The organism is Bacteroidota bacterium (assembly GCA_018831055.1).
In the GTDB taxonomy this organism is placed as follows: Bacteria; Bacteroidota; Bacteroidia; order Bacteroidales; family B18-G4; genus M55B132.
On record JAHJRE010000016.1, the window covers coordinates 14,552 to 28,630 of the forward strand.

Annotated in this window: 12 protein-coding genes and 1 tRNA gene; 8 read left to right on the forward strand and 5 right to left on the reverse strand. The window is 45.0% G+C overall.

Features of this window, described 5'->3' with window-relative positions:
- Positions 1-281: 281 nt before the first annotated feature.
- From KKA81_01160 to ruvB, 3 genes are read right to left on the reverse strand one after another with little or no spacing between them, the layout of a single operon-like run.
- Positions 282-842: a thioredoxin family protein gene (locus tag KKA81_01160; GenBank protein MBU2649517.1), complete on the reverse strand. Its 561-nt coding sequence runs from the start codon at positions 840-842 to the stop codon at positions 282-284.
- A 23-nt stretch (positions 843-865) separates the two neighbouring features.
- The gene (gene queG, locus KKA81_01165; protein MBU2649518.1) at positions 866-1,795 is read right to left on the reverse strand and encodes a tRNA epoxyqueuosine(34) reductase QueG; all 930 of its coding nucleotides are present in this window, start codon (positions 1,793-1,795) and stop codon (positions 866-868) included.
- 3 nt (positions 1,796-1,798) lie between these two features.
- The gene (gene ruvB / locus KKA81_01170; GenBank protein MBU2649519.1) at positions 1,799-2,827 is read right to left on the reverse strand and encodes a Holliday junction branch migration DNA helicase RuvB; all 1,029 of its coding nucleotides are present in this window, start codon (positions 2,825-2,827) and stop codon (positions 1,799-1,801) included.
- 124 nt (positions 2,828-2,951) lie between these two features.
- Between ruvB and KKA81_01175 the strand changes: the two genes are divergently transcribed.
- The 3 genes from KKA81_01175 to KKA81_01185 are packed head-to-tail and all read left to right on the forward strand — an operon-like array spanning position 2,952 to position 5,092.
- A complete protein-coding gene (locus KKA81_01175) occupies positions 2,952-3,785 on the forward strand; it encodes a universal stress protein (protein ID MBU2649520.1) in 834 nt (277 codons plus the stop codon).
- Between the two features lie 12 nt (positions 3,786-3,797).
- Positions 3,798-4,229, forward strand: coding sequence for an SPOR domain-containing protein (locus KKA81_01180; GenBank protein MBU2649521.1), 432 nt, complete (start codon positions 3,798-3,800; stop codon positions 4,227-4,229).
- Positions 4,230-4,240: 11 nt separating this feature from the next.
- Positions 4,241-5,092: a universal stress protein gene (locus tag KKA81_01185; protein ID MBU2649522.1), complete on the forward strand. Its 852-nt coding sequence runs from the start codon at positions 4,241-4,243 to the stop codon at positions 5,090-5,092.
- A gap of 122 nt (positions 5,093-5,214) precedes the next feature.
- On the opposite strand, the gene fbaA is transcribed toward KKA81_01185, so the two are convergent.
- On the reverse strand, positions 5,215-6,294 hold the full coding sequence (gene fbaA / locus KKA81_01190; protein ID MBU2649523.1) for a class II fructose-bisphosphate aldolase: 1,080 nt from the start codon (positions 6,292-6,294) through the stop codon (positions 5,215-5,217).
- 202 nt (positions 6,295-6,496) lie between these two features.
- On the opposite strand from fbaA, the gene KKA81_01195 reads away from it, so the two are divergent.
- Together KKA81_01195 and scpB are read left to right on the forward strand one after the other, a co-directional pair.
- Positions 6,497-7,603: a hypothetical protein gene (locus tag KKA81_01195; protein MBU2649524.1), complete on the forward strand. Its 1,107-nt coding sequence runs from the start codon at positions 6,497-6,499 to the stop codon at positions 7,601-7,603.
- A 2-nt stretch (positions 7,604-7,605) separates the two neighbouring features.
- Positions 7,606-8,385 carry a methylmalonyl-CoA decarboxylase gene (gene scpB / locus KKA81_01200; protein ID MBU2649525.1) on the forward strand — a complete coding sequence of 260 codons (780 nt, stop codon included), beginning with the start codon at positions 7,606-7,608 and terminating at the stop codon, positions 8,383-8,385.
- Positions 8,386-8,524: 139 nt separating this feature from the next.
- Here the strand turns inward: scpB and KKA81_01205 are convergent, their stop codons facing one another.
- Positions 8,525-8,869: a translation initiation factor gene (locus tag KKA81_01205; protein MBU2649526.1), complete on the reverse strand. Its 345-nt coding sequence runs from the start codon at positions 8,867-8,869 to the stop codon at positions 8,525-8,527.
- Between the two features lie 472 nt (positions 8,870-9,341).
- On the opposite strand from KKA81_01205, the gene KKA81_01210 reads away from it, so the two are divergent.
- From KKA81_01210 to KKA81_01220, 3 genes are all read left to right on the forward strand, one after another.
- Entirely contained in the window at positions 9,342-12,284 is a 2,943-nt protein-coding gene (locus KKA81_01210; protein MBU2649527.1) for a T9SS type A sorting domain-containing protein, read from the forward strand.
- 101 nt (positions 12,285-12,385) lie between these two features.
- Positions 12,386-12,459 (forward strand) — tRNA-Arg (locus KKA81_01215).
- Positions 12,460-12,965: 506 nt separating this feature from the next.
- Positions 12,966-13,382, forward strand: coding sequence for a hypothetical protein (locus KKA81_01220; GenBank protein ID MBU2649528.1), 417 nt, complete (start codon positions 12,966-12,968; stop codon positions 13,380-13,382).
- The last annotated feature ends 697 nt before the right edge of the window (positions 13,383-14,079 follow it).

The following is a 14,079-nucleotide window of genomic DNA, read 5'->3' on the forward strand; positions in this document are numbered from 1 at the left end:
AAGAAATCGTAACTTTTCTTATTTTTAACGTACATATATTTGAATGTCTGTATTGATGAACTACAGGCGTTCAAAAACTTACATTAAAAAGCCAAAGCCATGTACGAAATTGCTTATGTCCGTTTTATGGAATTCGTGGGTAAAAGCCCGGGGTTCTATCTTACCAGGTACTACAAATGTGACAATTGCGGGACGGAGTACTCCGTAAAAGTTGGGTTCTGCCCCATTTGTTACAAGGAAGACGTCAAATTCCGTAAAATTTTAAAGAAAATCAGGCGGGATTAGGTGGTTTTCCATTTTATGCTGCAGCCAACGCTGGGCTTTTGCTCTTCAGTTATCTCCCTTCCCTCCAGGATGGCGTTAAGGGCATTTCTTATATCCTTTCCAGTTACTGGTTCATTGTTACCCGGCCTTGCATCATCCAGTTGCCCCCTGTAAACACATCTCATCATACCATCGAAGATATTAAAATCGGGCGTGCATGCCGCATTGTAGGCTCTTGCTGTCTCCTGGTCCTCATCGAAAAGATATGGAAACGGAAATTGCAGCCTGGTTGCTACATCCTTCATCAGATCCGGGTGATCATCGGGATACTTTTCAACATCGTTGGAGTTTATGGCTATGAAAGATACTCCCAAGGGAATATAATCATTGGCCAGGTCGACTATACCCTGAATCACATAGTTGACGTACGGACAATGATTACAGATAAACATGATCACAGTAGCTTTTTCCGATTTCAGGTCATTCAGGGAAAGCTTACGGCCGGAAACAACATCCGGTAGGTTAAAATCCGGGGCGCTGAACCCCAATGGTATCTGATTTGTGAATACTGCCGGCATAACGTTTTAAATTTGTTTAACTCTTATAACAAATCTGCGGCTTCAATGTTGCGCTTCAGGATGTCGAATCCGGTGCGATGCACGGCCGTTCCTCTGAAAATCTTTTCAAAATCTTCTTCTGTCAGGTTTTCCCATTGTGAGATCTTCACAGAGACGATTTCATCCGTGGGTAAATATTCCTTGTGGAGAAGGGGAGAACTTTTGCTGTTCCAGGGGCATACTTCCTGGCAGATATCGCAACCGAAGATCCATCTGCCGGTTTTCCCTTTCAGTTCCTGTGATGACAAGCTTCTGTTTTCAATGGTCAGATAGGAAATACATTTCCTGGCATCCAGGATGCCCGGGGCAATAATGGCTTCTGTTGGACATGCATCCATGCAACGGGTGCAGGTTCCACAGTAATTTTTTATCGATGGTTCATCATACTCGAATTCCCGGTTACAGATAATATGCCCGATGAAGCAGAAACTCCCGAATTTGTTGTTAATGAGGCAGGTGTTTTTCCCTGTCCAGCCCAATCCTGCTTTTACGGCCCACACTTTATCCATTACAGGTGCTGAATCGGTGAAAACACGGTAGCGGAAGCTTTTGTCATCATTGCCAAACCTCTTTGCAACCCTGTGAAGTCGTTCCCGGATGGCAGTGTGATAATCTTTGCCTTTTGCGTAGGCAGCGATTTTGTAGCTGTCATCATATACAGGAGATGGATAGAAATCCAGGATGGTCACGACCGATAATGCTCCGGGCACAAGTTCACGGGGATCAAGCCGTTTTTCTACATGGTTTTCCATGTATTTCATGGTGCCATGATATCCTTTTTCGAGCCATTGCAGGAAATGGTCGCGGGTGTGGGCCAGTTCCTCTGCTCTGGCAATCCCCGCTGCCTGGAAACCTTCTTCCTGCAGCAGGGACTTCATCCTGTAGGTGTATTCTTTCAGGTCCGGGTTAGACATGATTTATGTATCGAATAATCCAGGCTGGGTTGTGTTTCTTTTTCGTCCGAGATGGAGGTACGCATGGTCGGTAGCCTCTCTTCCGCGGGGAGTGCGCGCCAGGTATCCTTCCTGGATCAGGAAAGGTTCATACACTTCCTCGATGGTACCGGCTTCTTCGCCAACAGCGGTTGCTATGGTGTTAATGCCCACGGGGCCACCCTTGAACTTATCGATGATGGTGAGCAGGATACGGTTATCCATCTCATCCAGGCCGTCTTTATCTACGTTCAGTGCTTCCAGCGCTATTTGTGCAATTCGCAGGTCGATCTTTCCGCTTCCTTTGATCTGGGCAAAATCCCGCACCCGTCTCAGCAGAAGGTTGGCAATACGGGGCGTACCTCTCGACCTTCGGGCAATCTCCGCCGAGGCATTTTCATCGATCTCAACATTCAGGATGGAGGAGGAACGGCGTATGATATGATTGATCGTTAGTGCATCGTAATAAGACAGCCTTGCGGTAATGCCGAAGCGCGAACGCAGGGGTGCCGTCAGCAGTCCTGAACGTGTCGTCGCCCCGATCAGGGTGAAAGGGTTAATCGATATCTGCAGACTGCGGGCATTAGGACCCGATTCTATCATGATGTCTATCCTGTAATCTTCCATGGCCGAATACAGGTACTCTTCCACGACCGGACTTAACCGGTGAATCTCATCGATAAAGAGCACATCATTCTCTTCCAGATTGGTCAACAAACCCGCGAGGTCACCCGGTTTGTCTATTACCGGTCCTGACGTGATACGTATGTTCACCCCAAGCTCATTGGCAATGATATGGGAAAGGGTCGTCTTTCCCAATCCCGGTGGGCCGTGTAGCAGAACATGATCAAGAGCTTCCCCTCTTTGCCTGGCAGCCTGAACGAAGATCTTCAGGTTCTCCACCACCTTCTCCTGCCCGGCAAAATCCCAGAAATCACCGGGCCGTAATACCCTTTCCAGCTCCCGCTCTGTCTGGCTTAACTGTTTTCCGCTTGCATCCAGGTCCTTGTTCATAAACCATCGAAATTACAACAAAAGTAAGTATATTCAGGTTAACTTGCGGAGAGAATATTTTAGGTTTTTCATCAGGATATTCAAGAAATTTCGTAAATTAGCCAAAACCGCAGAACCAATAGTTATGAAGCAAGTATTAGTGGGCATCGATTTTTCCAAAAACTCCCTGCACGCCCTTGAATATGCCGTGAATTTTGCCGGACAGGCAGGTGCCGGTGTCACTATGGTTTGGGTCAATAATGCCATTTCCCAGGAATACATCTTTGATGCGCTCGACAGCGAGATGAAAAAAGAGAAAAAGGAAAACTTTGAAAAGCTGATCCGGGAATTCAAGCATCACCTGCCGAAAGGCAATATTGATTATAAGCTAAGAAAAGGTAAGGTTCACCTTGAGATGAACGCTGCTGCCAAAGCTTCCGATGCTGATATTATCATTGCCGGAACCCATGGAATTTCAGGATTTGAGGAATACTGGATAGGAAGCAATGCCTACCGCATTGTTACCCATGCACCTTGTCCGGTTATCACCCTCCGTTATGATTTCCCTTTCAGCAAAACCATCAGAAAGATCATTTTCCCTATCGACAATTCCCAGGAGACCAAACAAAAGCTTCCTGTAGTCAGCGAAATTGCGAACTTGTTCAATGCAGGGATCCATATCCTGGCATTGTATACAACTTCTTTGAAATCGCTGCATAAACGGGTAGATAATTTTGTACTGCAAACCGAAGAAGCTCTTTCTGCAAAAGGAATACCGAGTACTACAGAAAAAATGCAAACCGATAATATGGTTCAGTCGACTATTGATGTTGCTAAGTCGCAGGAAGCCGACCTGATTGCCATTATGACCGAGCAGGAAAATACCACGGCAAATATTTTCCTGGGACCTTATGCACAGCAATTGATAAATCATTCGCCCATTCCCATACTAAGCATACGGTCAAAGAAGTTAATGTAAAAACCATAAGCAATGAAACTATTCAGCCCCATACTTATTCTGGTCTTATCTTCCTTCATGTCGCCGTTGTTTTCCCAGGATGGCATGGGCGAGCTTGAGATCAGCCAGGATGCCAGGATAGATTCGCTGCTGCGGTTCCATGTCAGGCTGAATGAAGAAAGGCTGACAAACCCGGATAATTATGGTATAGAAGGTTACCGGGTACAGATCTTTTTTGAATCGGGAAATTATTCCGGTGCGAGAGCAAGGGAGGTTAAGGAAGTGTTTGAGCTGGATTATCCTGAAATTCCTGCTTATATCACATGGCAATCTCCCAACTACAGGGTTAGAGTGGGGGATTTTCGCACCCGTATGGATGCTCAGCGTTTTTTACAGCAAATAATCAGGGATTATCCCAATGCATGGGTGATCAAAGATGAAATAAAATTTCCAAGTCTAAACTAAATTATAGTCCTATGAAAAAGATTCTGGTGGGTATCGATTTTCTGGAAAGCTCGATTAATGCGCTGAAGCATGCTATTTCCATTGCAAATAATGCAAAATGCGATGTACTGATGTTATGGGTTCACCGTCCGGAGTACGACCGGGAGGTGTTTTTGTTCGAACCTGAGAAGTTGCCGGAAATAATACGCGGCAAATTTGAAGATCTGATCAGGGAGTACCAGCCGGATCTTACCGGAGGTAAGCTGGAATACAAGATCCGTGAGGGAAAGGTTTATAAGGAATTATGCCGTGAAGCGGAGGAAAGCGAAGCAGATATGATAATAGTGGGAACCCATGGTTCATCCGGCTTTGAAGAGTTCTGGATCGGCAGCAACGCGAATAAAATCGTTTCGGCCTCCTCAATTCCGATCATAACGATACGCGCCGGCATAGACGTAAAAACTCCACTTTCCCGCATCGTTATACCTATCGACAGCACTATCGACACGCGTCAGAAAGTTCCCTTCACCAGTTATCTGGCTAAGATCCACAATGCCGAGATTCACATTCTCGCGGTATACACTACCAAGATCGAGGAAGTAAGAGCAAGAGTTAACCGTTATGCCCAGCAGGTTGCAGAGTATCTAACCGATGAAGGAGTGAGGTATACCATGAGCGAGGCTGACACGGAAAACATCCGTGAAGCTACCATCGAATATGCCCTGAAGGTAAAAGCTAATCTTATCTCCATCATGACGGAGCAGGAAAGGACCACCGCCAATCTCTGGCTCGGTCCCTATGCCCAGCAGATGGTGAATCATTCACCCATCCCGGTACTCAGTATCCATCCCAAGGAGTTAGTGAGAACGGCAACCGGAGGATAGAGGATGATCGATGATCGGAGATCGACGATCGAAGATCGAAGAATAGATCGACGATCGAAGATCGAAGAATAGATCGAAGATCGACAATTTGTTCGTCGATCATTTCTCGTCGATCGTCGATTCTACAGCCTTTCCATGCAATTTAAATCTTCAAATGCCGTAAGCAGTCGCTTGATCATGGCATTTTCACCTTCTCTGAGCCATTTGCGGGGGTCGTAGTACTTTTTATTGGGTTTGTCGTCGCCCTCGGGATTGCCGATCTGGCCTTGCAGGTAGTCTTTGTATTTGCTGTAATACTCCCTTACGCCATCCCAGAAAGCCCACTGGGTGTCGGTATCGATATTCATTTTGATAACGCCGTAGGAAATGGCTTCCCGGATTTCTTCCCGGCTGGAGCCCGAGCCGCCATGAAACACAAAGTTGACGGGTTTGGGTCCTGTTTTATATTTGTTTTGAATATAATCCTGTGAATTCTTCAGGATGATGGGTTGAAGTTTGACATTTCCCGGTTTATAGACACCATGGACATTTCCAAATGAGGCAGCGATGGTGAATCGATCGCTCACCTTGCGCAGTTCTTCATAAGCATAGGCCACATGCTCGGGTTGAGTGTAGAGCCTGGAACTGTCTATACCCGTATTGTCCACCCCGTCTTCTTCGCCGCCGGTTACTCCGAGTTCAATTTCCAGGGTCATGCCCATTTTCGACATCCTTTCCAGGTATTTTTTACAGGTAGCAATGTTCTCTTCCAGGGGTTCTTCGGAAAGATCGAGCATGTGAGAGCTGTAAAGAGGCTTGCCGTTTTGGCGGAAATATTCCTCACCGGCATCCAGCAACCCGTCGATCCATGGGAGCAACTTGCGGGCGGCATGATCGGTATGAAGGATGACAGGAATACCATACATCGCGGCAAGTTTGTGAATATGCAATGCCCCGGTGATGGATCCGGCAATGGCTGCCTGTTCATGGTCGTTCGATAAGCCTTTCCCTGCATTAAAGACCCCACCCCCGTTCGAAAACTGAATGATGACCGGGGCCTGTGCCTTCCTGGCTGCCTCCATTACTGCATTTACAGAATCACTTCCTACTACGTTCACAGCCGGCAAAGCAAACTCGTTTTCCTTTGCAATGCGGAAAATCTCCTGCACGGCATCTCCGGTAGCTACACCGGGTTGTACTTTGGTTAAAATTTTCTCTGACATATCATTCGTTTTGAATCATTAACAATTAAAACAGGGTTTTGTCAAAGGTAGAGTTTTTTACTAAAATGAGATATTGAAACTTCCATTTTCGTTGATCGCTATTCATCCTTCAATCCTGACAAATTTTACTGATATTTTTACCGGTGCTTTTCATTGGCATGGCAGAATTGATTAACTTTCCGTTTCAAATCAATACCGGATTATGATGAAAAAAGCATTCTTTGTTTTTGTTTTTCTGGCTTTGACCGGAATCACAGGATGTGAGAAGGAAAATGATGATAAAGCCGCAACGGAGGATCCATCCCCTTCCTGGCTGCTCCCCTTTAAAGGAACTTACAGCGGTACCTACGATGGAGATGATTACGGAACCTGGGTTCTGAAGATCACCGATAGCCCGGAAATCACCCTTATAGCGCATTCCATCCCGGATAATGAGGATTATCAATACCCAGGCACCATTTCCAAAAACGGGGAAATCAGCTTTTTTGCTTTAGAGATTGAATTTCAGGGTGTGATTGTGGATTATTCCTACGTTTCAGGAACTTATCATAACAATATCTATAGTATTGATGGGTCGTTTGAAGGCTGGAAGGAGCCTGTTGGTGCGAACTCCAGGATCAGGCAGGTAGACAGGGACGGAGAGAAAAGTTCTTTCTATGAATACGATACACAGGGCAGGCATGTAAAAACCCAAAACTATTCGAACGGCGAACCGGATGATTATGGAATCAGAGGATATTATGCAAATGAATATACGTATACTCATTACCGCTCCGATGGATCGATCATTTACGAGTACCATAACCTGTTGCCCATGAATATTTATGGTTGCGTTGATTATGCTACCTTTAAATCATTCGGTTCAACATGTGACCGGTTTGACACCTGTTTTTATGAGTATAACCAGAACGGATACCTGGTGAGGCAATCCCGGAATATTACTTTGGTCTACCATAATAAGCAACTGGTTGAAAAAGGCACGGAGATATTTGTCTATACCGTTGATAACGGGAATGTTGTTCAGATTCAAAGTGATTATTCAGTGGGTAGCGATGTGCATTCCAAAAGCTATACTTACACTTATTATCCTGCTTTTGTAAATATGTGGAACAACCTTGCCCCATACCTTGGAACAGCAAATACCAACCTCCGGAAGACGTCGGAAATACACTATTCACCGGGTGGCCAAATTATTTTTTATGACTATACTTATGATTTTTATGAAGCAGGTTATGTTAAGAACGAAAAATTAGTCTGCACTGAACAAGGGAACACGGTGGAATATACAAATACATATTATTACAAGTGAAGATGGATTTTATAGAGATATACAGTGATGAGCAGATCGGAGCGATCACGCTCAATGACGACAAGCGGCGAAACGCTCTTAGCTTTGCCCTCCTGGAGGAATTTAACGAAGCTGTGGATGAATTGGCCGGTCAAAAGGTCAGGACCATAATCATTCGGGCCAATCCCGGTGCCAAGGTTTGGAGCGCCGGACTCAATATAGAGGAGCTTCCTGAAAATGGGGGAGATCCCTTGAATTATCATCACCCGCTTGAGATTCTGATGAGGAAAATACAGAAAATACCCATACCGGTTATCGGTATGATCAGCGGTAGCGTCTGGGGCGGCGGGTGCGACCTGGCTTTTGTCTGCGACATCCTGACCGGCTCCCCGGAAGCATCTTTTGCGATTACACCGGCAAAACTGGGCGTTTCCTATAATGCCTCCGGCTTCATTCATTTCCTGAATATGGTTGAACTGAATATTGCCAAAGAGATGTTCTTTACCGGCGAACCCATATATGCCGAACAGGCTAAAAACCTCGGAATACTTAATCACCTCCTTCCAACCGAACAACTGGAGGAATTTACATTTAACCTGGCCCGCAAGATCTGCCAGAATTCACCCCTGAGCATTGCCGTTGCCAAAGAACAACTTAATATCCTGGGCTCTGCCAGACCTCTGAACCCCGGTATTTATGAACGCATCGAGGAACTCCGCTCCAAAGCATACCATAGCGAGGATTTCAAAGAGGGCATAAAAGCCTTCAGGGAAAAAAGAAAACCCCGGTTCCGGGGCGAATGAAATATTGTGCTTCAGGAAAAGGTAAAAGCTACAAGTTACAGGTTACAGGCTACAAGTAGCTCGCTGCAACCTGTAACCTGTAACTTGTAACTTGCAGCTTGTTGCTTGTAACCTGCAACCTGCAACCTGTAAGATTCGTTCAGCCCCCTGCTCGCTTTGCGCGATAGCCTTTTTCCTGAAGCAGAACCATGATCTTATCGCGGAAATCACCCTGAAGGAGGATCTCTCCGTCCTTCACAGATCCCCCTGTTCCACATTTCGTTTTCAGCCATTTGCCAAGTTCCTGGAGGTCCTCATCCCTGCCCGTGAATCCTGTTATTAGCGTTACGGCTTTGCCTTTCCGGTTTTTCCTGTCGAGGCTTACCCTCAAATCCTGTCTCCCTGGTTCCGGAGTTTCAGGTTGTTCTTCCTGCCCGTTTTCATACTTAAAATCAGGATTGGTAGAATAAACAATCCCCAGACGGTCTTTCCAGTCGTTCGACATAGTGAATGCGGTTTGTGCAAATGTAAAGAATATGCATTATAGGATGTTTGATAAAAAATCTTGCTTGCTTGCTTTTTGTACCCACCCCCTGGCCCCCTCCCTGCCAGCAGTGAGGGGGAACGTGCTAATTAAGTTTTTAATAAAATAGATAACAGGTATTTATAAATATCATATATTCATTGGTGTGCAAAAATCCATTCCCCAATTGTTTTTACTTACTGTTTGTAAATAATTTCACAAAGTTGAAATAGCGCACTCCCCCTCCCTGCCAACAGGGAGGGGGCCGGGGGGTGGGTACGTTAAAAACGCGAACAGGATTAATGCGAAACTTCAGGATGGACAGATCCTGGTATACAACTTTTGTTAAGAATTATAACTTGAAACTATTTCTTTTCCTTTATCCAGAATTCACGTTTGATTATTTCGGAACTTTGACTATCAAACGGATTATTTAAATATTATTCCTTCATTTATGAAAACAACCCTAAGTACCCTGTTCGCGATTTTTCTTGTTATTGCTGCAGGAGCCCAGTGGAGCACCAATCCTTCGGTTAACAATCCCATCAACACCATGAGCGGGGAACAGGCTATTCCCAAGATAGCAACCTGTTCAAATAATTATTCCTACATCGCTTCCTTTTCCAATGAAAGCGGGAATTATAATGTCAGGATGCAGTTGCTTGATCCCCAGGGGAATCCGCAATGGGCAAGCAATGGGATTTTGATCAGCAGTCATCCGCAAATGACCTGGCTTACCGACTGGGACATGGCGGCCGACAATGCCAACCATGCGGTGCTGGTTTTCCAGGATATCAGGAATGGAGGAAATAACAATGTCGTGGCTTACCGGATTGCCCCCGATGGGTCTTTTTCCTGGGGTGCCGATGGTATAGCCCTTTCCAATTCAACTGCTTTTGACGCCGCACCCAAGGTTGTGACAACCTCCACCGGCAATGCTGTTGTTGCCTGGCAGGCAGATGATGTTATCATCCTGCAGAAGATCGACCCGGCAGGCAATCTCCTCTGGGGCGCCTCAGGTATCACCCTGAGCTGCGCGGATACCTATTCATGGCCGCAATTGCTTCCGGTCGGAACCGATGAAGTCATCCTGAAATATTTCCATGATACGGGCCCTTCATATTCCCCTACGCGCCACGTTTATGCACAACGATACGATGCAAACGGCAGCCCCGTCTGGGCCAGCCCGGCAGTGATCTCCAATGCAGGTGGTATCTCCGCTTGGACACAGATATTTCCGTTCATCAACGATGGCAGCGATGGGTTTTATATGACCTGGCATGACGACCGTAATAACGATATGAATGCCAGTGTGTTCGTTCAGCATATCAGCAGTACGGGCACAGTTTTGTTTCCCGCAAACGGGGTTGAGGTAGCCAGCCAGGCGAACAGGGAAAGAATGTACCCGGACCTGGCCCTGCCTCCCGGAACTACCGATATTTATGTGTTCTGGAATGAAATGGATGCAGATCAGAACCAGCGGGGAATTTACGGGCAGAAGATGTCATCTTCCGGTACCATCCTCTGGCCCGCCAACGGAATGATTTTCATCGATCTTTCACCGTTGAATGTCTATCCCGTGGCTGCAAGACATTCACCAACCGATGTGGTGGTGTTTTACGAAGAATACTTCAACGCTGTTGATGCCCAGATCAAGGCCATGCGTATCGATGCTTCCGGCGCTCTGCTCTGGACCCCCGGCATGATTACTCTCTGTTCGGTAAACTCGGAAAAGGTTCATACCGTGACCAATGATTTCGGCAATAACCAATGGATAGTTAGCTGGGAGGATGACCGCAGCGGCAACAAGGATATTTATGCCCAGAATATACAGCTTGACGGAACCCTCGGACCTTATGTCCCTCAGAATGGCTTTATTGAAGGACAAGTTACCCTCATTGGCGGTACCGGCGATGTTACTCAGGTGATTGTTACGGCCGGGACCGAAACCGTTCACCCGGATGCTTCCGGTCACTACAGCATGGAAATACTGTTCGGAACCTATGATGTTTATGCTTCCCTGCCGGGCTATTACCCGGATACTGTCAATGGAGTTAATGTAACGGTAGGACAGGTTACCCCCGATGTTGACTTTACGCTGAATGCCTTGCCTACCGGCTTTATACAGGGGAACGTAAGTCTTAACGGCGGCCCGGGTGATGTAACCCAGGTAGAGGTTACAGCCGGCATCACCATGGTTCACCCGGATGCATCGGGCAACTACCAGATGGAAGTCTGGACCGGCACCTATGACGTGATTGCCAAACTTTCCGGTTATCTTCCGGATACTGTCCAGGATGTTACTGTACTCGACGGACAGACAAGCACCGGGGTGGACCTGGTACTGGACATTATCCCTTTTAAAGGGTTTATCGAAGGTGTGGTTGAACTGCAGAACGGGGCAGGTGATGTGACCCTGGTCGATGTTACCGCCGACACGGTCACCGTGCATCCTGATGCAACAGGATATTATATCATGGAGGTCGCGGCAGGTACTTACGATGTGAGTGCCAGCCTTGCCGGGTTCCTGACCCAGTATCAAACCGGTGTTCAGGTTGATACAGGAGCCGTGACCAGCGATGTGGATTTTTTCCTGTACCTGGCTCCAAACACGGGTTATATTGAAGGCTATATTACCCTCATTAACGGAGCGGGTGATGTTACCCAAACGGAAGTCAGGGCAGGAGGGCATATGGACCATCCTTCATCCGACGGGTTTTACCACATAGCATTGGATGCCGGAACCTATACGGTGACTGCCAGCCATCCCTATACCCTCACAGACAGCATCACCGGCGTTGAAGTCCAGGCCGGATCTACCACCGGAGACGTAAATTTCGACCTGCAGGTGATCAGGGCTGATTTGATCTGTAAGGCCTATGACCTCGAAGGAAACATCCTGAACAACGTAAACCTTGAGATCCATGGACCACAGGATACCTGCTCCGGAACCATAATGAATGACTCCATCGTCTTTACAGACCTGCCTTATGGTTACTATGAGGGCGTTGCCGACTATCCCGGACAAGATCCGGTGTTCGCGGCAGAATACCTGGATGGTTCCAATCACTACCTTATTTTCTTTATTGATATAACAGGGTTATCGCCCGAAAGCATCATCAGTTCAGGAAATATTTACGTATTCCCGAACCCGTTTACAGGGAATGTTAATATCCGGCTCAATGGCGGTTATGCCGGCCAGGTTTCCATAAAGATCATTGATATGCAGGGAAAAGAGATAAGGCTTTTATGTGATGGCACTGTTTCTTCAGGAAGCCGGATATTAAAATGGGACGGAAATGATGACCGGGGCAACCCTGTGGATCGTGGAATTTACATGGTGGTATTTCAGGATGGACATCAGGTTTCCTCATGCAAGATCATCAAAAGGGACTAACACAAACAATGCGATAGAAAACTTCTGTTGCATGGTTTGAAATAATTTATAATTCCTACCTTTGCAATCGCTTCCGGATAAACCGGGAAGTAAAGCATATCGGCCCCGTAGTTCAATTGGATAGAATGTCAGATTCCGGTTCTGAAGGTTGTGGGTTCGAGTCCCGCCGGGGTCACGGAACGAAAAAGGGACTCCATCCTACGGGATGGAGTCCCTTTTTTAACTTATCAGATAATTTGAATCACTCATAAATTCTCACGAATTATTCTACTAAGAATATTATAATAGATTGACGGTTGGTTGGTTTGTTGTTGTGTTTTAGTCCCCCAAAACGTCAGATTAAAATATATAAAAAGTCTATAATTTTATGATTATAATTATGAATAAGCGAACATTCAATAAGGAAGAAAAGCTTCGAATTACAGGAAATCGGCGATTGTGATTTATACCATTCGTAATTCACAGTTCTTAAAAAGAGGAGCCTAAAGATTATTCCAGTATATATGTATAAGGCCGGAGAAATGGATTTTGATATAGTTTCGTATTACTTAAAAATTTGATATTGCCAAATGCTCTTATAGTATAAGATAGCATGCTTCAATTTTCAATTCTGGTAAGCAAGTTCATTCAATATATGTTACTTTATCAGGTGTTTATGCGCTAACGCATTCAATATTGTACATGACAGTTTTTAAAAGCAAGGCTATAAACCCAAAAATTGACAAAGAACATCTATCCAGAAATATAAATGCTTCTATAACATTCCATTTATTGAGTAATAATCTGGATATTTTAGGAGAGCTCCTGATGGATGTATTAATGTTACAAACTACCGGCTCGTCAGCAGTACAATCGGGTTGGAAATTATTGGGTAATATCTGGGATACATGGTTTTATATCCTCTCCAACTTTGAATCTTCCATTTTTAAGACATTATTAGGCACTGAAGACGGTTTATATGCTAGTAAACATTTATATCATAAATCATACTTAGGTGGGATTCTGTCGAATATTTTATTAAACAATAAAAATAATGTCAAAGCAGAATACCCAAACATATTTCCTTCAATAGAAATGTTATTCGAGGGACCTTTCTAAAAAGATAATAAAGGCCATAGATATGGTTGATTACTATTCCGGGAAGTTCTTTGATCTCAGCATTTAAGATATTTTAAGATTGAGAAGTAATAATGCATCCGGATCAGCTAAAAAATGAGAGAACTGTGATTTCATTAAAAATACCATTGACAAATACTTCAATGACAGGGGACCTTTCGAGTATGTATTGGAGTTAATAGAAAATGATCCTGAATTTGAGGGAAAAGCAATATATATAATCATTTTTGATTCATTTTCGATAAACGCAATCCAGGATTATAACATTTCCCTGCTTGTTGACACGATTGAACAAATTTTCCATTCAGGATCACCTATCACCCTGCCCTTGCTTAAATCGATCGGATTTATACTTGACTAACAGTTTCCGCTTGGTGCCTTCGGCGTTTATTTTGTATAAGAGGAGAATCTGGATATGTTGGAAGCACTCAACATTCACGTAGAGCTTGCATATTGTTTGTTCTAGTTTGAAAGGTATGCCCGGGCATAATGATTGATCCCTTACCTGCATATATGAAATTTTATTAAGCGATTTTGCTACCAGGCAAATGCAGTAGTATTTAAGTATCTGACCCTTTGGAATCGATTCATTGTTGGTAACTTTCATCTTTCATATATTGTCCGATAGCATTTATTTTCATATATTGGGTAAAACTTTTGGGGTTTTGTTATTAATAAG